The organism is Aromatoleum toluvorans, from assembly GCF_012910905.1.
GTDB lineage: Bacteria > Pseudomonadota > Gammaproteobacteria > Burkholderiales > Rhodocyclaceae > Aromatoleum > Aromatoleum toluvorans.
Genome location: NZ_WTVN01000035.1, coordinates 20,464 through 43,992 on the forward strand (window position 1 = coordinate 20,464; position 23,529 = coordinate 43,992).

General features: G+C 70.1%; 20 protein-coding genes and 1 pseudogene. 10 read left to right on the forward strand and 11 right to left on the reverse strand.

The window, feature by feature from the left end:
- Position 1 precedes the first annotated feature (1 nt).
- The 4 genes from GPA22_RS18500 to GPA22_RS18515 all read right to left on the reverse strand — a co-directional run bounded on the left by GPA22_RS18500 (position 2) and on the right by GPA22_RS18515 (position 3,719).
- Positions 2-343, reverse strand: coding sequence for a P-II family nitrogen regulator (locus GPA22_RS18500; RefSeq protein ID WP_169257536.1), 342 nt, complete (start codon positions 341-343; stop codon positions 2-4).
- 15 nt (positions 344-358) lie between these two features.
- Positions 359-1,927, reverse strand: coding sequence for an efflux RND transporter periplasmic adaptor subunit (locus GPA22_RS18505; protein ID WP_169257537.1), 1,569 nt, complete (start codon positions 1,925-1,927; stop codon positions 359-361).
- Between the two features lie 17 nt (positions 1,928-1,944).
- On the reverse strand, positions 1,945-3,240 hold the full coding sequence (locus GPA22_RS18510) for a TolC family protein (protein WP_169257538.1): 1,296 nt from the start codon (positions 3,238-3,240) through the stop codon (positions 1,945-1,947).
- 134 nt (positions 3,241-3,374) lie between these two features.
- Positions 3,375-3,719, reverse strand: a complete 345-nt coding sequence (locus tag GPA22_RS18515) for a hypothetical protein (RefSeq protein WP_169257539.1) — start codon at positions 3,717-3,719, stop codon at positions 3,375-3,377.
- A gap of 420 nt (positions 3,720-4,139) precedes the next feature.
- Here GPA22_RS18515 and GPA22_RS18520 point away from each other — a divergent pair, with 420 nt between their 5' ends.
- From GPA22_RS18520 to GPA22_RS18530, 3 genes are all read left to right on the forward strand, one after another.
- Positions 4,140-4,463 (forward strand): cupredoxin domain-containing protein, encoded by a 324-nt coding sequence (locus GPA22_RS18520; RefSeq protein WP_169257540.1) that lies wholly within the window; start codon positions 4,140-4,142, stop codon positions 4,461-4,463.
- A gap of 6 nt (positions 4,464-4,469) precedes the next feature.
- Positions 4,470-5,291, forward strand: a complete 822-nt coding sequence (locus tag GPA22_RS18525) for an FTR1 family iron permease (protein WP_169257541.1) — start codon at positions 4,470-4,472, stop codon at positions 5,289-5,291.
- Positions 5,292-5,393: 102 nt separating this feature from the next.
- Positions 5,394-6,125: a hypothetical protein gene (locus GPA22_RS18530; protein WP_169257542.1), complete on the forward strand. Its 732-nt coding sequence runs from the start codon at positions 5,394-5,396 to the stop codon at positions 6,123-6,125.
- 82 nt (positions 6,126-6,207) lie between these two features.
- Here the strand turns inward: GPA22_RS18530 and GPA22_RS18535 are convergent, their stop codons facing one another.
- The 4 genes from GPA22_RS18535 to GPA22_RS18550 form a co-directional block, all read right to left on the reverse strand.
- Positions 6,208-6,687 (reverse strand): ProQ/FINO family protein, encoded by a 480-nt coding sequence (locus GPA22_RS18535; protein WP_169257543.1) that lies wholly within the window; start codon positions 6,685-6,687, stop codon positions 6,208-6,210.
- A gap of 318 nt (positions 6,688-7,005) precedes the next feature.
- Positions 7,006-9,813 (reverse strand): formate dehydrogenase subunit alpha, encoded by a 2,808-nt coding sequence (gene fdhF / locus GPA22_RS18540; RefSeq protein WP_169257544.1) that lies wholly within the window; start codon positions 9,811-9,813, stop codon positions 7,006-7,008.
- On the reverse strand, positions 9,810-11,591 hold the full coding sequence (locus GPA22_RS18545) for an NAD(P)H-dependent oxidoreductase subunit E (RefSeq protein WP_169257545.1): 1,782 nt from the start codon (positions 11,589-11,591) through the stop codon (positions 9,810-9,812). The genes fdhF and GPA22_RS18545 overlap by 4 nt, the downstream gene beginning before the upstream one ends.
- A 133-nt stretch (positions 11,592-11,724) precedes the next feature.
- Positions 11,725-12,624 carry a LysR substrate-binding domain-containing protein gene (locus GPA22_RS18550; RefSeq protein ID WP_169257546.1) on the reverse strand — a complete coding sequence of 300 codons (900 nt, stop codon included), beginning with the start codon at positions 12,622-12,624 and terminating at the stop codon, positions 11,725-11,727.
- Between the two features lie 178 nt (positions 12,625-12,802).
- Here GPA22_RS18550 and gpmI point away from each other — a divergent pair, with 178 nt between their 5' ends.
- From gpmI to GPA22_RS18580, 6 genes are all read left to right on the forward strand, one after another.
- Positions 12,803-14,446: a 2,3-bisphosphoglycerate-independent phosphoglycerate mutase gene (gene gpmI, locus GPA22_RS18555; protein WP_169257547.1), complete on the forward strand. Its 1,644-nt coding sequence runs from the start codon at positions 12,803-12,805 to the stop codon at positions 14,444-14,446.
- 23 nt (positions 14,447-14,469) lie between these two features.
- Positions 14,470-15,069 (forward strand): lipocalin family protein, encoded by a 600-nt coding sequence (locus tag GPA22_RS18560; RefSeq protein ID WP_169257548.1) that lies wholly within the window; start codon positions 14,470-14,472, stop codon positions 15,067-15,069.
- 179 nt (positions 15,070-15,248) lie between these two features.
- Positions 15,249-15,920, forward strand: coding sequence for a transglutaminase-like domain-containing protein (locus GPA22_RS18565; protein WP_169257549.1), 672 nt, complete (start codon positions 15,249-15,251; stop codon positions 15,918-15,920).
- 601 nt (positions 15,921-16,521) lie between these two features.
- Positions 16,522-17,796, forward strand: coding sequence for a hypothetical protein (locus GPA22_RS18570; protein WP_169257550.1), 1,275 nt, complete (start codon positions 16,522-16,524; stop codon positions 17,794-17,796).
- Positions 17,786-18,877, forward strand: coding sequence for an Ig-like domain-containing protein (locus GPA22_RS18575; protein WP_169257551.1), 1,092 nt, complete (start codon positions 17,786-17,788; stop codon positions 18,875-18,877). The genes GPA22_RS18570 and GPA22_RS18575 overlap by 11 nt, the downstream gene beginning before the upstream one ends.
- A gap of 39 nt (positions 18,878-18,916) precedes the next feature.
- Positions 18,917-21,205 carry an Ig-like domain-containing protein gene (locus GPA22_RS18580; RefSeq protein ID WP_169257552.1) on the forward strand — a complete coding sequence of 763 codons (2,289 nt, stop codon included), beginning with the start codon at positions 18,917-18,919 and terminating at the stop codon, positions 21,203-21,205.
- 196 nt (positions 21,206-21,401) lie between these two features.
- Here GPA22_RS18580 and GPA22_RS18585 read toward each other — a convergent pair whose 3' ends face one another.
- The 3 genes from GPA22_RS18585 to GPA22_RS18595 all read right to left on the reverse strand — a co-directional run bounded on the left by GPA22_RS18585 (position 21,402) and on the right by GPA22_RS18595 (position 23,404).
- Positions 21,402-21,839 carry a hypothetical protein gene (locus GPA22_RS18585; protein ID WP_169257553.1) on the reverse strand — a complete coding sequence of 146 codons (438 nt, stop codon included), beginning with the start codon at positions 21,837-21,839 and terminating at the stop codon, positions 21,402-21,404.
- Positions 21,840-22,137: 298 nt separating this feature from the next.
- The gene (locus GPA22_RS18590) at positions 22,138-22,776 is read right to left on the reverse strand and encodes a response regulator (protein WP_169257554.1); all 639 of its coding nucleotides are present in this window, start codon (positions 22,774-22,776) and stop codon (positions 22,138-22,140) included.
- Between the two features lie 109 nt (positions 22,777-22,885).
- Entirely contained in the window at positions 22,886-23,404 is a 519-nt protein-coding gene (locus GPA22_RS18595) for a sensor histidine kinase (RefSeq protein WP_343036096.1), read from the reverse strand.
- On the opposite strand from GPA22_RS18595, the pseudogene GPA22_RS18600 reads away from it, so the two are divergent.
- A pseudogene (locus GPA22_RS18600) lies at positions 23,404-23,529 on the forward strand (PLP-dependent transferase); the annotation flags it as partial. The gene GPA22_RS18595 and the pseudogene GPA22_RS18600 sit on opposite strands and share 1 nt — an antisense overlap.

A 23,529-nucleotide genomic window follows, 5' to 3' on the forward strand; every position in this document is an offset into this window, starting at 1 on the left:
CTCAGAGCGCCGCGGCGTCGCGTTCGCCGCTGCGGATGCGCACGGCCTCGGCCAGTTCGACGACGCCGACGATGCCGTCGCCGGCGTGGCCGGTGCGCGCCGCTTCGCTCACGGCCGTGACGATGCCCGGCGCGTCCTCGTCGCTGCACAGGACCAGCAGCACGATCGCGTCATGAGCGTCCGGATTCCAGTCGTCGGCGACGAACCGGTGCCCGGCGCCGTGGCCACGCGCATGGCCCCTGGCCGGGTACAGCGTGAAGCCTGGCAGGCGCGGCAAGGCGTGAAGTGCGGCTTCGACCGCCTCGAGGCGCTGCGGGCGGAAGATTGCGGTGATCTGTTTCATCCTGGTGTCCTCCGCTCAGTGATCGTGGCTCGCGCCGGCCTTGCCCAGCTCGGCCTTGATGACGAAGCTGTTCTTCGCCGCGTAGCGCTCGCCGGCGCGCAACCCGCCCAGCACTTCGACGTAACGCCCGTCGCTGCGGCCCAGCTCCAGCGGGCGCGCTTCGAACGCGTCGCCGTAACGGCCGAACACGACCTTCCAGTCGCGCAGGTCCTGGATCGCCGCGGCGGCGACGGCGACCGGCACCCTGGCCTCGTCGGCGAGGACCTCGACCGTGACCGGCAGCCCCGGCCGCCACTGCCCCTTGTCGTTCTTCACGACGATGCGCGCGGTCGCGCTGCGCGTGTGCTCGCCGATCAGCGCGCTCACGTAGGTGACGCGCCCTTCGGCGGTCGCGTCGAAGGCATTGGCGGCGACGCGCGCGCTGCGCCCCGCGGTGACCGCGGGCAGGTCGCGCGCCGCCACCGGCGCCTCGACCCACACCGTCGACAGGTCGGACACGGTGAACACCGTCGCGTCCTCGCCGACCGCCGCGCCGACCGACAGGCGCTTGTCGGTCACGACGCCGTCGATCGGCGCGCGCAATTCGTAGCGCGTCAGATCTCCGTCCCCACCCGCCGCGGCACCCAGCGCGGCCAACTTCTGGCGTGCGCTCTGCGCCTCGATCTCCGCCTCCTGCATCGCCGCGCGCGCCTGCAGCATGTCCTGCTCGGGCGAGATCTTCTGCTCCCACAAGGTCTTTTCGCGCTCGTAAGTGGTGCGCGCCAGCGCCAGCCGGCGCTGTGCGGCGAGCAGTGCGCTGCGCTGGTCGGCGAGCGCGTGGCTGCTCAACACGGCGAGCACCTGCCCCTTCTTCACGCGGTCGCCGGCATTGACCTTGACCGCCTCGACGAGCCCGGCCAGGCGCGGCACGACATGCACGGTGCGGTCGGCGTCGTAGCGCACTTCGCCGAGCAGGCTCAGCGTCGTGCCGATCGTCGCCGGCCCCGCCTCGGCGATCTCGACACCCGCCCCCTGCAGCTGCGCATCGCTCATCGCGACACGGGCCTCGGCCTGCGCATAGCCGAGTTCATAGCTCTTGCCGTCGTGCTCGGCGCGCACCGTGACCTCGAACGAATGCGGCTCGCTCACGACCGCGTCGCCCTTGAGGTAATCCTCCTCCTGCGTGAAGCGGAAGACCTGCGCGGGCTGGCCGAGGCGCTCGAGCGTGAGCTCGACGCGACTGCGGGCCGGGTCGAGCGGTTTGCCGTCGAGATAGGTGTAGACGCGGAACTGCGGCTCCACGCCGGTCTCGAAGATCGTCACTTCCACCGTATATGGGCCTTCGCCCAGCAGCTTGCCGCCGTGCGGCCCCTTCACGGGCTCGGCGCGTTCGTGCCCGTGCCCGTCCTCGTGAGCGTCGGCGGGCGCACCGGCCTTGTCGTCCTTGTGGGCGTCTTCCTTGTGTCCCGCCTCGCTATGCTCCCCGTGGCCGTCGCCGGCCGGGGCGGGTTTGTCGGTGTTCAGGATTGCGGCGCCGAGCGCGACGCCGGCGACCAGCACCAGCGCGATCGCAAGCTTCTGCTTGCCGGGTTTGTGTTCCTTCATCGGGGTACTCCGGTTCTTTATCGGGGGGCGGGCGCGACGAGGGCGCCGGACGGGCGTTCAAGGCCGAGGATGCGGTCGAGCTCGGCGCGGGCGCGGTAGGTCTCGGCCATCGCGCGCAGATGCTGGGCACGTGCCTGCAGCAGCGTGCGCTGCGCGTCGAGCGCTTCGAGGAAGCTGAACTTGCCCAGCTCGAAGCCCTTCGACGCGGCTTCCCACGCGCTCTGCGCGCCGGGCAGCACCTCGGTGGCGAGCGTTTCGGTTTCGCCACGCGCCGCGACCAGCCGCTCGCGCGCCTGGAGCGCCTCCGCGGAGACCTGCAGACGCGCCGCGCTCAGCTCCTCGCGCGCCTTGTCCTCGCGCTTGAGCGCATCGACGAGATTGCCCTGGTTGCGGTCGAACAGCGGCAGGGGTACCGCCACGCCGATCACGGCCTGGTTGAGGCCCAGTTCCTCGGACCGCTTCGCCCCGAGGCTCACCGTCAGGTCGGGAATGCGGCGCGCCTTCTCGACCTCGGTGAGCGCCACGCGGTGGTCGATCTCGAGACGGGCGCGACGCACGGCCGGCGCGTCGTCGACCCGCGCCTGCAGCTCGTCGGGCGAGGGCGCGGCCGGCAGGTCGTCGAGGCGCGCCTCCAGCGTCCGCGCCGCGAGCTGCGGCTCGCCCAGCAGCGCGGCGAGACGGGCGCGCGCGGCGGCCAGTTCGCTGCGCGCCTGCGCCGCTTCGACGCGCACCCCCGCTTCGGCGACGCGGGCACGGGTTTCCTCGACCGGCGCGACCTTGCCGGCCAGCACCCGCAGTTCGGTCGCCCGCGTGCCGCGCCGTGCCAGTTCCAGCGCGCCGTCGGCGACGCGGACGCGTTCCTGCGCGATCAGCGCGTCGAAGAAGCCGGACGTGACCGCCGCGCCGATTGCCAGGCGCCGCGCCGTGTGCTCCGCGGCGGCGATATCGCGCGCGCGGTCGGCCGCGGCCATGCGCGCCGCGCGCTTGCCGCCGAGTTCGATCGGCTGGTTGAGCTGCACGGTCGTGGTGCGCGTGTCGTGGCGCGTGTCTTCCTGCAGCCAGGAAAGTTCGGGGTTGGGATAGGCGCCGGCCTGCTGGCGCAGCCCTTCGCGCGCTTCCACCTCGAGGCTCGCGGCGGCCAGCTCGGGGTTGTGCGCCAGCGCGCGCTCGATCGCCTCGCGCAGACTCAGGGTGGCGGATGCCGCCTGGGCAATGGGCGCTGCGGGGTTCGCCGGAGCCTGCGCGCCGGCGACGGCGGGCAGGCATAGCGCCAGGCACAGCGCCACGCCGCCCTTCAGGGGGGGTCGTGTCATGCAATCCTCGTCGGGAATCGGTCGGATCCGCGCGCGCGCTACGCGGGCGAATGGATCAGGGAAACAACCGACGCGGACGGGGCTGGCGCGGGGGCATGCGAGCCGTCAACGGCACGCCCGCCCTCGTCGGTTCGTCAGACGAGGACGGCCAGGGGCGGACGCAGGAAGCGCTCGGGCGGCGGATCGGGGACGAACGCGCCGTAGGGGGTGTCGTTCGCTTCGAAGCTCGGCACCGCCGGCACACGCGGCAGGCGAAAGACGGCGTGCAGGCAGTGGCAATGCAGGCCGGCGCAGCCAACCTCGCTCCACAAGTGACCGTCGCCCCCGCCACCGCCCTGCCCCCCGTCATCAGCGGCCTGCAGCACGCCATGGCCCGCCGATCCGGCGAGGGCGGCCTCGCCGCGATACTCGACCACCGCCGCAGTGCACCATTGCAGCGGCAGGAAAAACATGAAGAAGAGGAGGACGAGCTTGCGCACGGGGAGGATTGTAGGGGACCCACGGATTCACGTCACCCGCCGATCCGGACCGCCGCTCCAACAGCAGGCTCGCGCCCATGTCGGCGGACACGGCCATCCACATCGTGCCCGCGGCGGTGAATTCCGCGACGATCTTCAGCTTGTCCTCGGGCAGGAGGTTGCCCTGCGGCCGGTCGGCACCGCACGCCCTTCCTGCGGCTCGGCGTGCTCGTGATCGCGGCAGTCCGCCATGGCGGTTTCCTTTTTCCGTCGCATGGATGCATTGGACACCCTGTACCAGCTACAGGGTCAAGCGGATCGACACGGGCGATCACTGGAACGGGGGCTTGGCCCCACCCGATCTTAAGAAAACTTAATGTCGTGTACGGCCTGTTTTCTAATGCGAATCGTTATCATTAAAAAGAACTTCCGGAGCCCGCCATGACCCGCCTCGCCCTTCTCGCTGCGCTGTGCCTGCCGCTTGCCGCATTCGCGGCCGATCCCGCGGAGATTCCGCTGACGATCAAGAACCACCGCTTCGAGCCCGCCGAGATCCGCATCCCGGCCGGCCAGAAGGTCAAGCTGATGATCCACAACCAGGACAGCACGCCCGAGGAGTTCGAGAGCCACGAGCTCAACCGCGAGAAGGTCATCCCCGGCGGCGCCAAGTCGGCAGTCTTCATCGGGCCGCTGCAGCCGGGCAAGTACCCGTTCTTCGGCGAATTCAACGAAGCGACCGCGCGCGGCGTGGTCATCGCGGAGTAAGGCGCGATGTTCGGCGCCGCCATCATCGTCTTCCGCGAATCCCTCGAGGCGGCGCTGCTGATCGGCATCATTGCCGCCGCGGCGCGCACGCTGCCCAATCGCAACCGCTGGCTGTGGAGCGGCGTCGGCGCGGGGGTGGCAGGCGCCCTGGTGGTCGCGGCGCTCGCCGGCAGCATCGCCGAAATGGCGGGCGGCATGGGGCAGGAGATGCTCAACGCCGGGATCCTGGGCCTCGCGGTGGTCATGCTCGCGTGGCACAACATCTGGATGGCGCGGCACGCGCGCGCGATGGTCGACGGCGCGAAGGCGATCGTGCGCGACGTGGCGGACGGCCGGCGCGCGCTGTCGGCGATCATGGTGCTGGTCGCGATGGCGGTGCTGCGCGAAGGCTCCGAAACCGTGCTGTTCCTCTTCAGCCTCGCCTCCGAGGGTGAATCGACCGCGCAGGTGCTGGCGGGCGGAGCGCTCGGACTCGTGGCCGGCGCGGTCGTCGGCTACACGATGTACACCGGGCTGCTGCACGTGCCGATCCGCTGGTTCTTCACCGTCACCGCCGGGCTGGTGCTGCTGCTCGCGGCCGGCATGGCCGGGCAGATGGCGCGTTTCCTGATCCAGGGCGACATCCTGCCCCCGCTCGCGAATCCGATCTGGGACACCTCGGCCTGGCTGTCATCCAGCTCCGCCGGCGGCACGCTGCTGCACGTGCTCGCGGGCTACGACCCGCGCCCGAGCGCAATGCAGGCGCTGTTCTATCTCGGCACGATGGTGGCGATCGGACTGGGCATGTACCTCGTCCGCGCGCCGTCGCCCGCCCGCGCTTCCGTCTGATTTCCGTCTCCCCGGCTCCAGCCACCCCCACTCCAGCGGGGTCGGGGCGTCGCATCGCGGCCATTTCCGCAGTCTTCAACGCAACCTACGAAAGGGATCAACATGAAAAAACAGCTCATCGCGCTGGCCGTCGCCGCCCTCGGCACGGGCTTCGCCCATGCCGGCCCGGCCGCCTACATCTTCACGCCGACCGTCGAATACGGCGAGCACGAGATCGAGTTCAAGGCCGGTACGACCCGCGACCACGGCAAGGAAGACGAGTCCGCGCTGATGATCGGCTACGGCCAGGGCGTGACGCCGTGGTGGTTCACCGAGCTGAGTGTCGAATGGGAGCGTGAGCGCGGCGAGCGTTTCAAGTACGAAGCCTTCGAATGGGAAAACAAGTTCCAGCTCACCGAGCCCGGCAAGTATCCGATCGACCTGGGCATCCTGGCCGAGATCGAGCGGCCGCGTAACCATGCGGAAGGCTGGGAGCTCAAGCTGGGCCTGCTGACGCAGAAGGATTTCGGCAAGGTGCAGGCGAACTTCAACCTGCTGGCCGAGCGCCACTTCGACGCTGAGGAAAAGAGCGAGACCGAGCTGGGCTACCAGTGGCAGGTGAAATACCGCCTGATGCCGACCTTCGAGTACGGCCTGCAGGGCATGGGCGAGGTCGGCAAGTGGGACAACTGGGCGGCCTCGGACGAGCAGGAGCACAAGGCCGGCCCGGCGATCTTCGGCAAGCTGCCGCTGGGCGGCCACCAGGCGCTGAAGTACGACGTGGGCTTCCTCTTCGGCATGACCAAGGCGACGCCCGATCACACGCTGCGCATGAAGCTCGAGTACGAGTTCTGATCCGCGCGCGGCCCCGCCCGCAGACGCCCCGCCTTCGCGCGGGGCTTTTTTTCGCCCGGACGCCGACCGGGCGCAGGCGTCGTCAGCGTCTGGCGAACTTGCCCACGAGCTGGGCGAGCTTCTCGGTCTTGCGGCGCTCGGCTTCCTCGGCGCGCTGGCGCTCGCGTTCGGCGTCCGCCGCGACCTTCTTGCGCTTGGCGACGTCGGCGAAGCGCTCCTTGAGCGTCTGGGCGGCGTGCTGGCGCTGTTCCTCGGTGACTTCGCCGCTTTCCTTGCCGTCGAGGTCGAAGCGCGCCGTGGCCTTCTCGACGGCCTTGAGGTAGCGCGTCGTCGCGGTGTGCATGCGCATCGCGCTGCGGATGACCTTGCGATCGACGTCGGGCAGGCGCTCGGCGATGGCCTTGTCGATGCGCAGCGCGAGCGGCTTCACTTCGGCGAAGGTGGGCGAGATTTCCTGAAGCTTCTGCAGCAGGCCGCGGGCGTCGAGGCCGGCGGGCTTGGCTGCGGTGGCCGGGGCGGCGGGCTGTTCGGCCACGGCTTCGGGAGTGGTTTCGGTATTCATTGCGGAAAGGTGCTGGAACTGCGGACGAAAAGCGGCATCATCGCATGAAACAGCCGCAAGCTGGACGATCACGGCGTCAGGGCAGGCGCGCGCGGCGCTTGTCCCGGCGCATTCGTCCGTCGGGCAGACGCTCGCGGCCTGCGGCTTCCCGGAGCGGACGCGGTCGCGGGGGCGGCGACGCAAACTCGGGCGCTGCGCGCCCTCAGACATGCGTCGCCTTGTTTCCCCCGCAACCACGCCCGCTCCGGCGCTCACGACAGCCCGCCGGCCGAACGCACCGGCGCGCCGCGTGCGCCCGCCCTGACGGGTGAGCCTTGGTCAGGTCTCGACGGTTTCTTTTGTGGTGATCCTCGCGGCGCAGTACTTGAACTCGGGGATCTTGCCGAAGGGGTCGAGCGCGGGCTGGGTGAGCAGGTTCGCGGCGGCTTCGACGTAGCAGAAGGGCATGAAGATGGAGCCTTTCTGCATGCCGCGGTCGGCGCGCGCGGCCAGCGTGATCGCGCCGCGGCGCGTTTCGAGCGTGATCGTGGCGCCCGAGGCGACGCCCTGCGCGGCGAGGTCGTCGGGGTGCACGGTGCACCACGGCTGCGGCTCCAGCGCGTCGAGGACGTTGGCGCGGCGGGTCATCGAGCCGGTGTGCCAGTGTTCCAGCACGCGGCCGGTCGTGAGCACCATCGGGTAGTCGGCGTCGGGCAGTTCCGCGGCAGGCAGTGGCGTGACGGCGACGAAGCGGGCGCGGCCGTTGGCGGTCGGGAAGTCCTGCTCGAAGAGGACGGGGTAGGACGGGCCGTCCTCGGTGAATTTCGGCGCGATGGCCGCGCCTTCCGCTTCGAGCTGCGCCCAGGTGATGCCGGCATAGGCAGGCAGCGCCTGGCGCAGTTCGTCGAAGATCTCCGCGGGGCCGGCATAGTCCCACGCGAGGCCCAGGCGCTGCGCCATCTGCTGGATGATCCACCAGTCGGGGCGCGCCTCGCCCGGCAGCGGCAGCACGGGCTGCGAGAGCTGCACGAGGCGGTCGGTGTTGGTGAAGCTGCCGGTCTTCTCCATCAGGCTGGAGGCCGGCAGGATCACGTCGGCGAGCATCGCGGTCTCGGTGAGGAAGAGGTCCTGCACGACGAGGTGCTCGAGCCCGCCCAGCGCGGCGCGCGCGTGCGCGAGGTCGGGGTCGGACATCGCGGGGTTTTCGCCTTCGATGTACATGCCGCGGATCTCGCCGGCGAGCGCGGCGTCCATGATCTCGACCACCGTCAGGCCGGGCTTGTCCGAGAGCGGCGTGTCCCACAGCGTCTCGAACTTCGCGCGCACGGCCGGATCACTGACGCGCTGGTAGTCGGGGAACATCATCGGAATCAGGCCGGCATCGGAGGCGCCCTGCACGTTGTTCTGGCCGCGCAGCGGGTGCAGGCCGGTGCCGCGGCGGCCGATCTGGCCGGTCATCAGCGCGAGCGCGATGAGGCAGCGCGAGTTGTCGGTGCCGTGGATGTGCTGCGAGATGCCCATGCCCCAGAAGATCATGCTGTTGGGGCCTTTCGCGTACAGACGGGCGACTTCGCGCGCAGTTTCTGCGGGAATGCCGGTGATCGCTTCGACGCGCTCGGGCGGGAATTGCAGCGCCGCGGCGCGGAAGGCGTCGAAGCCTTCGGTGCGCGCGGCGATGAAGGCCTCGTCGGTGAGCCCTTCCTCGATGATCACGCAGGCGAGCGACAGCAGCAGCGTGACGTCGGCGTCGGGGCGGAACTGCAGGTAGCGGTGGGCGTGGCGCGCGAGCGGGGTTTCGCGCGGGTCCATCAGCACGAGCTTCGCGCCGCGCTCGGCAGCATTTTTCATGAAGGACGCGGCGACCGGGTGGTTCGCGGCGGGGTTCGCGCCGATCACGACGATCACGTCGGCAAATTCGACGTCGCGCACGGGGTTGGACACCGCGCCGGAGCCGATGCCTTCGAGCAGCGCCGCGACCGAGGAGGCATGGCACAGGCGCGTGCAGTGGTCGACGTTGTGCGTGCCGAAACCGACGCGCACGAGCTTCTGGAAGAGGTAGGCCTCCTCGTTGCTGCCTTTCGCGGAACCGAAGCCGGCGAGGGCGTGCGGGCCGTGGGCGGCCTTGATGCGCGCGAGGCCGGCGGCGGCGGCGTCGAGCGCTTCTTCCCAAGTCGCTTCGCGGAAGGCGGCGAGCGGGTTGGCGGGGTCGAGGTCGACCGCTTTCGGGATGCCGGGCCTGCGGATCAGCGGCTTGGTGAGGCGCTGCGAGTGGCGCGGATAGCCGAAGCCGTAACGGCCCTTCACGCACAGGCGGCCGGCGTTCGCCGGGCCGTCGCGGCCGACGACATGGATGATCTTCGCCTCGTGGCCTTCGCCGGCGACGTGGTAGGTGGTCTGGCAGCCGACGCCGCAGTAGGGGCACAGCGAGTCGATGGCCTTGGTTGCGGCGACCGCTGCGGGCGCGGTGATGGGCTCGGCGAAGGCGCCCAGCACCGGCGCGGGTTCGGGTGCAGTCTTCGCAAGCGCCGCGGGCAGCAGCGCGCCGGTCGGACAGGCCTGCACGCATTCGCCGCAGCCGACGCACGAGGACGTGCCCATCGGGTCATCGAAGTCGAACACGATGGCACTGTCGGCGCCGCGGTGCGCGAGGCCGATCACGTCGTTGACCTGCTCCTCGCGGCAGGCGCGCAGGCAGCGCGTGCACTGGATGCAGGCGGCGAGGTTGACGGCGATGCCGGGGTGGCTGCGGTCGGCGGCCGGTTGTTCGCGCGGCGCGAAGCGGGATGCCTGCACGCCGAGTTCGTCGCACCAATGCGCGAGCTCGGAATCGGCCTTCTCGGCCTCGGCGGGCACGTCGGCACGCAGCAACTCCAGCACCATGCGTTGCGAGGCGCGGGCGCGCTCGCTCTCGGCCTTCACCTTCATGCCGGGCTTGGGCGCGCGGCAGCACGAGGGCGCGAGCACGCGCTCGCCGTCGATCTCGACGACGCAGGCGCGGCAGTTGCCGTCGGCGCGCAGGCCGTCGGTGTAGCACAGGTGCGGGATGTCGGTGCCGGCGCGGCGCGCGGCCTGCAGGATGGATTCGCCGGGCGCGGCGTCGATCTCGCGGCCGTCGAGTTCGAAGCGGATCATGTCGGCGGCGTTCATGCGCCCTCTCCTTTCACGGCGCCGACTTCCTGCGGGAAGAAGCGCAGCACCGATTGCATCGGGTTCGGCGCGGCCTGTCCGAGGCCGCAGATCGAGGCGTCCATCATCGTCCGCCCGAGTTCCTTGAGGAGCCCCGCGTCCCACTGCGGCGCCTTCATCAGTGCCGCCGCCTTGGCGGTGCCGACGCGACAGGGCGTGCATTGGCCGCAGGATTCGTGGGCGAAGAATTCCATCGCGTTCTCGGCGAGGAGCCGCGCCTGGTCGTGCTGCGAGAACACGACGATCGCCGCCGAGCCGATGAAGCAGCCGTGGGGCGCGAGGGTGTCGAAGTCGAGCGGCACGTCGGCGAGGCTCGCCGGCAGGATGCCGCCCGAGGCGCCGCCGGGGAAATAGCCGTACAGCGCGTGGCCGGGGAGCATGCCGCCACAGTGTTCATCGATGAGCTCGCGCAGCGTGATGCCCGCGTCGGTGACGACGACGCCCGGCTTCGCGACGCGGCCACTCACCGAGAAGCTCCTGAGGCCCTTCCTGCCGTTGCGGCCGAAGCTCGCGAACCAGTCGCCGCCCTTCTCGACGATGTCCCTGACCCACCACAGCGTCTCGAGGTTGTGCTCGAGCGTCGGGCGGCCGAAGAGGCCGACTTCGGCGACGTAGGGCGGGCGCAGGCGCGGCATGCCGCGCTTGCCTTCGATCGATTCGATCATCGCCGACTCCTCGCCGCACACGTAGGCGCCGGCGCCGCGGCGCAGTTCGATCGGCGGCAGGTCCGGCCACGCGGCACGCACGCGCTCGAGTTCCTCGGCGAGCAGGCGCCGCAGCGCGGGGTATTCGTCACGGATGTAGATCCAGATGCCGGCGATGCCGACGGCGCGCGCGGCGATCAGCATGCCTTCGATGAAGCGGTGCGGGTCGGTCGCGAGGTAGTGACGATCCTTGAAAGTGCCGGGCTCGCCTTCGTCGATGTTCACGGCCATGTTGCGCGGCGCGGGCTGGGCGGCGACGGTGCGCCACTTGCGTGCGGCCGGGAAACCGGCGCCGCCGAGGCCGCGCAGCCCCGCGTGGTCGAGCGCCTGGATGATCGAATCGGTAGCGCGCTCGCCGCTGCGCACCGCTTCCCACAGCGCGTAGCCGCCGGCCGCGCGGTAAGCGTCGAAGCGGATCGCCTCCGGCAAGGATTCGTCGCGTTCGCCGCTGGCGACGACCGCCGCGACCTTGTCGGCATCGGCGTTGAGCACCGGCTTCTGCCCGACGACCGCGACCGGCGCGCTGTCGCAGCGGCCGACACAGGGCACGCGCTGCACGCGCACGTCCGCGCCGAGGCGGGTCGCGAGCGACGCGGCGAGTTCCGCGCCGCCCGCCATCGCACAGCCGAGCGAGTCGCACACGCGCACCGTCAGCGCGGGCGGCGCTTCCGCACCGCTCGGGACGAAATCGAAGTGGTGGTAGAAGGTCGCGACCTCGAACACTTCGGCGCGCGCGAGCTTCAGCGCCTCGGCGAGCGCGGCGAGATGGTCGGCGAAGAGTGCGCCGTGCGCGTCCTGCAGGCGGTGCAGGTACTCGATCAGGCGGTCGGCGCGCGGCGTGACGCCGGCGTCGCGGTCGGGCGCGAGCGCCGCGGCGGCCGCGGCCAGCGCGGATTCGGGCAGCGGTTCGCGCTTGCGACCGCGCTCCCCGCCGCCCTTCCCGACTTTTCCACCACGACCTCCTCCTGAACCGTCGGGACGACTGCCCGCTGTCCGTTCCGTCGTCCTGCCTGCCTGTTCCGCGATGTTCGCCATATCGTTCGCCGCCTATGCCATTGCGCCACGCCACCACGCGGGATGAATATCCGCCCCGCGCAAGCCCCTGCAGCCCGGTCGGCCGAACGATAGTGCAGCCCCGCGGGCAAGAAAAGCGGAATCTGCCGAAGGCCTATTCGCTTTTTCCGAACGGCCCGGCGAGTGCGTGCGCCGCCGCGAGCACGGCATCGACCAGCGGCGAACTCGGCTCGCGCCTGAGGGTCACGAGCCCCGTCTCCCACGCCACCGACGGTTTCACCAGCGGCAGCACACGCAGTTCCGACGAGGCGCCGACGAGTCCCAGCACGCTGCGCGGCAGAATCGTAGACCAGCGCCCGGTACGAACGTGCGCGAGCAGGCTCAGGATCGAGTTCGTCTCCAGCCCGACGTGCGGCATGCACTCGAGGCCCTCGAACACCCGGTCGATGGTCTGGCGGTTCTGCATGTCGCGCGACAGCAGGCACAGCGGCTGGCGCGCCGCCGCCTCCCACGCGATCGCCTCGCCGGCCGGCAGCGCGGACGCGGCCGTGAGGAACACGAGCTGCTCGCGCCACAGCGCACAATATTGCAGATCCGGCGCGTCGGCGGAATGCGCATACACGACGCCGGCTTCGAGCTCGAAGTTGCGCAGCGCGTTGAGGATCGCCTGCGTGCTCGCCGAATGCACCTCGATCGCAACCGCCGGATGCGCGTCGGCAAAGGCCTCGGTCAGCGACGCGACGACCGGCAGCGCGGTCGGGATCACGCCGATGCGCAGCGGCCCGCGCAGCCCGTCGCGCAGCATCCCGAGCTCGTGGCGCAGGTCGTCGGCACCGGCCGCGACGCGCTTCGCATGTGCGACGACGCATTCGCCCTCCGGCGTCAGGCCGGCGAAGCGCTGGCCGCGCACGACCAGCGCGACGCCCAGCTCGTCCTCCAGGTCGCGGATCGCCGCCGACAGCGTCGACGGCGACACGTGGCAGCTCTCGGCGGCCTTGCCGAAATGCCGTTCGCGCGCGAGGGCGAGGAGATAGAGGTATTTGCGGGCGATCACGACGCTCAGGATACGGGCTCCGCCCGCGCCTCGCCACCCGCGGGCCACCTCCGTGCCACTCGCACGGGCGCCCGTCAGCGCATGCGATTGCCGGCGCGCAACGATTCCATGCGAAACAGCGCCGGCAGCTTCAGTAAAATAGCGGGTTTTCCTGCACCGCAACGAAGGAATTCCCAGCATGCTGCAAAAGCTCCCGTCCTTCCCCGGCATCCCCGGCCCGGTCGTCGTCATCGTCATGGACGGCTACGGCGTTCCCAAGAACGACGTCGGCAGCGCGATCGCCGCGGCGAAGAAGCCGACGCTCGACGCGCTGTTCGCGCGCTACCCGCACGTGCTGCTGCGCGCGCACGGCACCGCGGTCGGCATGCCCTCGGACGAGGACATGGGCAACTCGGAAGTCGGCCACAACGCGATCGGCGCGGGCCAGGTGTATTCGCAGGGCGCGGCGCTGGTGGCCGGCGCGATCGCCTCGGGCGCGATCTGGCAGGGCGCGGCGTGGCAGCAGGTTGTCGCCGGCGCGAAGGCCGGACGGGGCGTGCTGCACTTCATCGGCCTCTTCTCCGACGGCAACGTGCATAGCCACATCGACCACCTCAAGGCGATGGTGCTGCGCGCGCGTGACGAAGGCGTGAAGGCGGTGCGCATCCACGCGCTGCTCGACGGCCGCGACGTGCCCGAGACCAGCGCGCTCGACTACGTCGAGCCCTTCGAGACCTTCCTCGCCGAGCTGCAGGCGGGCGGTTTCGATGCCCGGATCGCCTCCGGCGGCGGGCGCATGACGATCACCATGGACCGCTACGACGCCAACTGGAAGATGGTCGAACAGGGCTGGCACACGCACGTGCTGGGCCGCGGCGAACAGTTCGCCAGCGCCTCCGAGGCCGTGCGCGCGCTGCGTGAGAAGCATCCCGGCACGATCGACCAGGATCTGCCCGCCTTCGTCATCGGCCAGGACGGCCAGCCGGTCGGCACCATCGAGGACGGCGACGCGGTGGTGTTCTACAACTTCCGCGGCGACCGCGCGATCGAGATCACGCGCGCCTTCGAGGAAGGCGCCGCCTTCGACAAGTTCGAGCGCGTGCGCGTGCCGCAGGTCACCTACGCCGGCATGCTGCAGTACGACGGCGACCTCAAGCTGCCGAAGCGCTTCCTCGTCGATCCCCCGGCGATCCGCGACACGATGAGCGAGTGGCTGGCCAAGAGCGGCGTCGCGCAGTTCGCCTGCTCCGAGACGCAGAAGTTCGGCCACGTCACCTACTTCTGGAACGGCAACCGCTCGAACAAGTTCGACGGCGAGACCTGGGAGGAAGTGCCGAGCGACGTCGTGCCCTTCGAGCAGCGCCCGTGGATGAAGGCCGCCGAGATCACCGACGCGATGATCGCCGCGGTGGAAAGCGGCCAGTACAGGGTCCTACGCTGCAACTACGCCAACGGCGACATGGTCGGCCACTCGGGCCATTTCCGCGCCGCGACGATGTCGATCGAGGCCGTCGACCTTGCGCTGTCGCGCCTGCTGCCGGCGATCGACGCGGCGGGCGGGGTCGCGCTGATCACCGCCGACCACGGCAATGCCGACGAAATGTTCGAGCTCGACAAGAAGACCAAGCAGCCCGCGCAGAACGCCGACGGCTCGTTCAAGGCCAAGACCGCGCACACGCTGAACCCGGTGCCGCTGGTGCTCTACGACAACGTCAGCGGCGGCAGGCTGGGGTTGAAGGCGATCGAGGGCGCCGGCCTGTCGAACATCGCGGCGACGGTCGCCAACCTGATCGGCTTCGAGAAGCACGCCGCCTGGGACGCGAGCCTGCTGGACGTACGCTGAGACTCCGCACGGATCCGACATCAATGAAGCGCATTCCGCCTCCGGCCGCCCCTCGAAACGCCGCAGCCCGCCCGCTCCGGGCTGCGCTGCTCGCGCTGACCCTGCTCGGCACGCAGGCCCCGTCCGCACACGCGGAGGGGCCGCAGGCCCCGCTGTCGACGATCGCCGCGCTCGACGTGCCGCGCTACATGGGCACGTGGTACGAGATCGCCAGGTACCCGAACCGCTTCCAGCGCCACTGCGTCGGCTTCACCCACGCAGAGTACCGCCTGCAGGAGGACGGACGGGTGCGCGTGGCGAACCGCTGCCGCAACGCCGAGGGGCGCGTCGTCGAGGCGATCGGTGCCGCGCGGCAGCTCGGGGCGGCCGATTCGCCCCGCCTCGAAGTGCGCTTCGCCCCGGCCTGGCTGTCCTTCCTCCCCGCGGTGTGGGGCGACTACTGGGTGATCGACCTCGACGCGGACTACCGCCTCGCGGCCGTGAGCGAACCGCGGCGCGAATACCTGTGGATCCTGTCGCGCACGCCGACCGTCGCCCCGCAGGCCCTGGAAGCGCTGCGCACGCGCCTCGCGGCGCGGGGCTTCGACCTGTCGCGGCTGGAGATGACGCGGCAGGAGGACTGAATCCGCACCGGGTTCGGAACCCGCGTGAAGCTGTCGGCGCCGTCTTCCCCACGGCGCGCGCCGGAGCGAGCGCAGCTCTCCTCGCATCCTGCGCGCCCCCTGTCACGTCCGATTTGGACCAAGGCGACAAGCCCGGCGCGAAGGGTATATAGTTGCCAGGTCAATCATTGGACAGATCAATGAATAATACATATCTCTCGCCCACCGCGCTGATCGACAGCGACCACCCCGAAGTCCTCGCGTTCGCGAAAACGCATTGCCAAGGCGACGACGTGCGCGAGCGCGCCGTGGCGCTGTATTACGCCGTGCGCGACGGCTTCCGCTACGATCCCTATCGCATCGACCTGTCGGAAACCGGCATGAAGGCGAGCAGCGTCCTTGCCACCGGCGCGGGCTGGTGCGTGCCGAAAGCCACGCTGCTGGCCGCGGTGTGCCGTGCAGTGGGCATTCCCGCGCGCCTCGGTTACGCCGACGTGCGCAACCACCTCAGCACCGAACGCATGCGCCAGACGATCGGCTCGGACCTCTACCGCTGGCACGGCTACACCGAGATCCTCATCGACGGCGACTGGTACAAGGCCACGCCGGCGTTCAACCTCGCCCTGTGCGAACGTTTCGGCCTGCTGCCGCTGGAATTCGACGGCCGCAGCGACTCGATCTATCACGCCTTCGACCGCAGCGGCAATCAGCACATGGAGTACGTGCACCAGCGCGGGCATTTCCCCGACGTGCCGCTGTCGCAGATGACCGCGGATTTCCGCACGCATTACCCGCTGTGGCTGGAGCAGGCGGAGCAGATGCGCGCGGCGGATTTTCTCGCGGACGTGGAAAGGGAAAACCAGCCCGCGTAACCTGCAATAACCCGGGGGCATCGCCCCCCGCGGGGGAACCTGCGCGCGCTCGCGGCAGGCAACCCCGAGACACCTGACCGGTCGGGTCGCAGCCCCCTGCGCGGGCGGCCCGACGCCCGTGATCAACGGGTCGAGGCAAGACGATCACCGCCGCCGCGATCCGCAGTGGTAGTCGTCCTCCCGCTGGTGGCGCACAGCCACCACCCCGGCATACGCCCTCTTCACCCGATGATCGGGGCGCGTCCCCCTGCCGCCCCGCCGCCGAAATTCCTGTGCCCGTCATCGTTGGCAGCAATCGCGTTCGGTGACCCGCTCCCCAGCCATGGGGGGCATGGGTCAAATCCCCCCCGGCCGTGGGGAGACGTGGGTCAAGTCCCCAGCCGCGGGCCGTACGCGGAGCCGCGCAAGGCAATCTCCCTGTCATTACCCAAAACGAGCAAACCCAATCAGATATGGCTTTTTTCATGTTGCGTCGCCATCGGCATAAGCGGTGGCACGGCGGTTGCTGAGACGGGGCGAACCTTGGGGCTAGAAGATTTCCAGAACTGGCTGTTGGTTCGACACAAGAAACCCCCCGTGCACGGAAACAGGAGAGCCAATAATGAAAGCGCAAAAACTGAAGCTGATCGCCGCCCTGGTGGCCCTCGCCTGCAGCGTCCCGGCCCAGGCCGTCCTGGAGCGTGTCGGACCGGTCAGCAACGCCCCCTCCGTCGGCGGCTACCCCGCCTGGTACGAAGACACCACCGGGCTGGCCCTGGAATTCTGCAGTCCCAAGAACCAGGCGGAAGTGGACGGCGGCTGGTGCCTCCTTCTCTCCCCCGACGTGCCGGTGGTGCCGGAGGTCTTCCCCGCCTCCTTCTTCGACGAGCACTTCTACTGGGCCGCCGGCGCCACCCTGGCCCACGGGACCCAGACCCGGGGCGTGTTCACCACGGCCATGGAAGCGGCCTTTGCCAACGGCCCGGCGATTCCCGGCGACCAGATCACCTTCGCCCGCATCCGCATGGTGTTCACGCCGGTCCCGGCCACCGGAACCTACCGGATCATCCACCCCTTTGGCGAGGATACGGTCTTCGCCGAGGCGGGCGGGAGGATTTTCTATACCGAAGACGTGGCGGTGCCCTGCGCCACGGGCTTCGACTGCCCGCTCAACGGCCGGGTCGGCCCCTTCCTGCTGCCTTCCGACGTTCCCGGCGGCGCCGAGATGCCGCCCCTGACGGCGACCAACCCGGCGCCCGACAAGAACCCCGCGCACTTCGGCGGCACCTTCGCGGCGACCCCCTACCCGGGCACCGGCAATGCCTACATCGCCGATCCCGCCCGCCAGGGGCCGGTGACCGGCAGCCCCCTGCCCAACTTCACCGACTCCAGCGGCGCGTCCCGCAACCACAACATCGTCCGCCTCGAAGGGCCGGTCGGGTCCAACCTGGGCGGCCCGGGCATCGACTTCCTGGAATCCACCGACTTCGCCCTGATGGGTCGCGCTTATACCGGCGCCATGCCGGGCCAGGTGAGCGTCAAGCGCGCGAGCTACCAGCGCAGCGCCGCCGGCAACCAGCTGGACGTCATCGCCACCGCCGTCGAGGCGAGCCAGGGCCGCATGCCCGCCGGTCCCCGCCCGATCCAGGCGTCGCCCCAGCTCTCGTTCTTCGACGCCCCCTGCGCGGGGGCCGTGGACCCGGTGACGGGGGCTATCATCCCGCCCTTCGGCGCCCCGGCGGCGGCCACCGAGACGCAGATGTTCGCCGCCAGCGGCAGCCACTGGGGACAGATCAAGCCGACCCTCATTCCCGCCGCGGTGTGCGTCAAGGACGCCAGCGCCCGGGACGTGAACGGCAACCTGCCCCACCTACACCCCCCATGCGGTGTCGGATGAGGTCGCCATTACCCAGGCGACCTTCGACCCCGCCGCCGGCGCCCTCACGGTGGCCGCCGCCTCCAGCGACACCGTCCTGCCCCCCGTCCTGAGCGTTGGCTTCGGCGCCTTCCGCGGCAACCTGGTGAACGGCAGCCTGGTGGTGCCCACCGTGGCCCCCCCGGCCAACCTGCGGGTCTTCTCCGCCGCAGGCGGCAGCAACAAGGCCCAGGTGACGACCGCCGCCGCTGCCGGCGTCCCCGCGCCCACCGGCTCCCCGGTGGCGGTGCCCGACAGCTACACCTTCGCCGAGGACGCGGGGCTTCAGCTTCTCGCCCCCCTGACCAACGACCTCAACGCCGCTGGCGGCACCGTGACCCTCACCACGCCCCCGCGCCTGGGCACCGCCGTGCTCAATCCGGACGGCACCGTGGCCTATACCGCGAACCCCAACGCCAACGGCGCCGACGGCTTCACCTACACGGTGACCGCGGGCGCCCAGGTCTCCAACACCGGCACCGTGACCCTCAACATCACGCCGGTGAACGATCTCCCGGTGGCAGGGAATAACTCGGCGTCCGCCCTGGTGAACGTGCCCGTCACCATCGACGTGCTGGCCAACGACACCGACCCCGACGGCTTCGCCGACATCGTCGCGGTGGCGGCCCTCACGCCGCCCACCCCGGCGGGCGCCACGGTGAGCCTGGCGGGCCGGCTGGTGACCTTGAGCGCCACCGCGGGCGGCACCTACAGCTTCACCTACAAGCCGCAGGATGCGGCGGGCGCGGTGTCCGCCAACACGGGGGTCGTGACCGTGCAGGTGGCCGCCGCCGAGACCTCCACCTTCACCAAGTCGGAGTACGTGGTAAGCAAGGGCCAGCTCATCGCCTCGGGCAGCATCCTGCCCGCCGCCAGCCAGACGGTCACGGTGGAGTTCGCCGATGCCGCGGGCACCGTGCTGGGCCTCGCAGGCACCGTGGCGGTGGACGGCGCGGGGAACTGGGCGATCAAACCGCTGATCGCCCGGCCCGCGGGGGCAACTGCCCTCAAGGCCACCACCAACAACGGCACGGTCAAGACCGCCCCCCTCGCCCTCAAGTAACGGGACCCACGGACCAATCCGCCCTCAGGAGCCACAATTATGAAAACGCAAAAACTCAAGCTGATTGCCGCAATGGTGTCCCTGGCCTGCAGCTTCTCCGCCCACGCCGTCCTCGAGCGCGTCGGGCCTGCCAGCATCGCCCCCACCGTCGGCGGCTTTCCCGCCTGGTACCAGGACACCACCGGCCTCACCCTGGAGTTCTGCGACCCGCAGAACGCCGCGGAGCTCTCCGGCGGCTGGTGCCGGCTGTTGGCGGCCGACGTGCCGAACCTGCCGGAAGCCTTCCCCAACGCCTTCGCGCCGGAGCACTTCTTCTTCTCCGGTGACGCGGGGGTGAAGCTCGCCAACGGCGGCGCCGGGAGCCTGATCCTCGGCGTGGAAGCCGGCTTCGCCGGCGGCGCCCCGGCCCCCGGCGACCACATCGCCTTCGCCCGCATCCGGGTCAAGATCACCACCGTGCCGGTAACCGGCAAGTACCGGATCATCCACCCCTACGGCGAGGAGCTCCTGGACGGCGTCGCGGGCGAGCGGATCTTCTTCACCGACGACGTGGGCTTCATCTGCGTGGAGGACTTCAGCTGCGCGCTCAGCTCCCGCATGGGTCCCTTCCTGCTGCCCTCGGCGACTCCGGGAGGCGCGGAACTGCCGGCGGTGAGCGGACCGGTGCCGGGCAAGCAGTACATCGCCGATCCCTTGCGCCGGGGGCCTGTCACGGGCAGCGCCCTGCCGGACGTCGTGGATTCCACCGGAACGCTGCGCAACCACAACATCTTCCGCATCGAGGGACCGGCGGGCTCCGGCATCGGCGGACCGGGGATCGATTACATCGAGACCACCGACTTCACCCTCCAGGGCCGCATCTACACCGGCGGCATCCCCGGGCAGGTGCGGGTCGACCGGGCGAGCTACGCCCGCAGCGCCGCGGGCAACAAGCTGGATGTCTTCGCGCAGGCCCGGCCGACCACCCAGTCGCGCCTGCCGACCCAGCCCACGCCTCCGGCGGTGCAGCCGCAACTCAGCTTCTTCGACGCACCGTGCGGCGGCGTGGTCAATGCCCTGGGGATCGTCCTGCCGCCCTATACGGCGCCCGTGGGGGCCACCGAGAGCATCATGTTCGCCGACGGTGCCCACCACTGGGGCCAGGCCAAGCCGGCTGCCATTCCCGCCGGGGTGTGCGTCAAGGACGCGGCGGCGCGGGACCAGCTCGGCAACATCGTTCCGGCCTATTACGCCCATCAGGTGAGCGATGAGATCACCATCAGCCAGGCCCACTACGATCCGGCGGCCGGCTCCCTGACCGTGGCTGCGGCGTCCTCCGACACGCTGGTGCCGCCCACCCTGAGCCTCGCCTTCGGCAGCTTCCGCGGCGACCTGGTAAACGGCAGCCTGGTGATGCCGGCGAGGATTGCCCCGCCGGACATCGGGCGGGTGCTCTCCAGCGCCTTCGGGGTGAATGACGCCCGGGTGACCATCGGCGCGGCCACCGGCGCCGCCCCGGCGGGCGTGCCGGTGGCGGTGAACGACGGCTACACCTTCCTCGAGGATGCGCCGCCCCAGACGCTCGCGGTGCTCGCCAACGACACCAACGCCGTGGGCGGCAAGGTGAGCATCGCATCGCCCCCCCACTTCGGGACCGCGGTTGCGAACGTGGACGGGACGGTGACCTACACGCCCAAGCTCAACGCCAGCGGCACCGACGCCTTCACCTACACGGTGACCACGGGCACGGTGGTCTCCAACACCGGCAACGTGGTGCTCAACATCACCCCGGTGAATGATCCGCCGGTCGCGGTGGCCGACACGGCCAACGCGCTGGTGAACGTGCCCCAGGCGATCAACGTGCTGGCCAACGACACCGATCCCGACGGAACAGCGGACATCGTGGTCGCGGCGAACGTGAGCCCGCCCGTCCCGGCCGGGGCCACCCTTACCGTGGCGGGCGGCGTGGTGACCTTCACCGCGCCGGCGGTGGGCACCTACACCTTCACCTACCAGGCCCAGGACGCGGCAGGCACCCTGTCCAGCCCGGCGACGGTGACGGTGCGGGTGGCGGCGGCGGAGACCCTGTCGGTCCAGTCGGCCCGCTTCGTGCCCCGCCTGAGCCGGCTGCGGGTAGTGGGTACCCTCACCCCGGTGGCAGGACAGACGATCACTTCCGAGTATGCCAATGCGGTGGGCGCCACCTTCGGCGTGGTGGGCAGCACCACCCCCCTGCCGGACGGCACCTGGACGATCGAGAAGCTCGGCCTGACCGCCCTGCCCGCCGGCACGACCCGGATCAAGACCACCACCTCCAACGGCAGCGTCGTCCTGACGCCGCTCAAGTAGCACCAGGCGCGGCCCCTGCGGGCAGTCTGCAGGTGACGGGGAGGAAACGCCCGGACCTCAGGGTCCGGGCGTTTTTTTTGGTGTTCTCGAGTAGTCCCCCGGGGGGATGCTGCCCCTTTGCGCGGGCGGCCCGTCCCCCTCGTGCCCCGGTGTCCGCACGGCACCGGCGCAAGAAGGAGGCCGCTTAGGGATCACCTCACAGCTTGTTGCAGCGCACCGGCCCCATTATCAGGTTTCCATTCACGTAAACGCTGACCCGGGGGTTGCCCGTCACGCCGTTGGGGGCTGCGCCCTGCTTCGGCAACACGATCGGCCCGTCGGCAAGCGTCAGGTGCAGATCGACCTGGTTGTGCACCGTTGCGTCGTGGTCGCCGCCGCCGTCGAAAACCACCGTGACCGGGACGTCGTGCAGCGTGATCGTCGGCCCCAGGGTAATCACCGGCCCCGTGTTGCTGCAGTCGCCCGTGACGGAAAGCTGCAAGGTGCCGGGCACGCTGATGTTGGACGTGACTTCCATCGCGACCACCGGTGCGATCGCGGCGCCGGCGAGCGCAAGTCCTGCCAGGCTCGTGCGTGCAAGCCGTGCGACGGCCAGGGCGGAACGCTGCTGTGTGGATACCAGTGCAATCATCATGACCTCCGATCCTTTTCTGGTTGGTCGCGAACGGACACGCCCCCTCCCGGCGCCGGCCGCCGATGCGCTGTTCCGCCGTCGGCCGGGACGTTCCGTCCCTCATGGCGCCCTCGCGAGGCCTCCGCTCGAGCGCTCTGCATCGAGGACTGGCGGCACAATGCCGCGGGCCTCATCTGCAATATATGCATTGGTCCTGACAGGGGAACTCTGCGGATCGATGGATTCGCCGCCCGCCGACGGCTAGCTTTTCCGCTCCATCGGACGACGGACGGGCGTCATCGCCGATGCACGTCCGCACTCAGCCGAGGCCGTGGGTGCGGGCGTAGGTGACGAGCTCGAGGCGGCTGCGGACCTCGAGCTTCTCGTAGATCCGGTGGAGATGCGTCTTGACCGTGCCTTCGCTGATGAAGAGCCGCTCGGCGATCTCCTGGTTGCGCAGCCCGCTCATGAGCAGGCGCACGACCGCCTCCTCGCGGCTGGAGAGAAGCTCGTTGATCGGCCTCGCGCGTGCATCGCCGTCGAGCAGGTGGCCGAGCGCAGTGCCGATCGAACGGGTCTCGATCCATCGCCCGCCGGCGTGCACCTTGCGAATCGCCCGCACGATGAACTCGGAGCCCATCTCCTTGAGCACGATTCCCTCCGCGTCCAGGCGCATGACCTGGAGCAGCAGTTCCTCGCTGATCGCCGCGGTGAAGATCACGACGCGGCTGCGCAGCGCCTCCGAGCGCACCTGCCGCAGGACCTCGAGCCCGTCCGTCCCACCCATCTTGAGATCGAGGACGATCACGTCCGGATGCCTGTTGCGGGCGAGGCGCAGCGCCTCACCGCCGTCGGTGCAGCGCGCGACCACCTCGATGTCGGGCTCGGCGCGCAGCAGGCACGAGAGCCCATCGAGCACGATGGGGTGATCATCCACCAGCATGACTTCGATACTCATGATGGGAGTTCTCGGCAAATCGGCGAAGGCCGGGCGGGCAGGAGTACCGGTGCAGACTAAGCATATGCCTTGGCACGGAATCCCGAAGCGATCGGACGATGGATCCGCGCTATATCCTTGGATGATCCTCCGCGTCCGCAACGGTCCGCAGGGGGACGAGGGGAATCCGGATTTCGACGCGCGCGCCCTCGTCCGTCGAGTGGATGCCGAGACGCCCGCCCAGGGCGCCCACGCGCGCGCTGAGCGAGCGCGGGCCGAGCGCTTCGCGGCACAGGTCGCAGCCGTCGTAGTAGCCACGGAAAGGAAAGCCCGTGCCGTCGTCCGCGATGATGATGCGCAGGGCCTCGTCCTCGGCACGCACTTCGACCCGCATGTGGGACGCCCCGCCGTGCCGCGCGGCGTTGGCGACGCCTTCGCTGACGATGTGGAGCAGTTCCAGCTCGAGCTTCTCCGGCAGGGGGCGGGCCAGCGTCGATCGGACCGACACCTCGATCATCCACTCGCGCGCGAGCCGGCCCGCCAGCGACGCGAGGCGTGCGTCCAGATCGGCCCCCTCGCAGGAGTCCGGCGCCGCCGGCAGCCCGAGGGACTCGACGAGGCGGCGCAGCCGGTGCTGTTCGTTGACGATCAACGCGCATGATGTCGATCACGGCAAATCTGGGTGACACGAAAACCACCATCACTCACCCGGCGTCGACCACGCACGGGCGCATCAGCGCCGAGGCGCGCGCCGCTGCGGGCATTGGCGAAGGT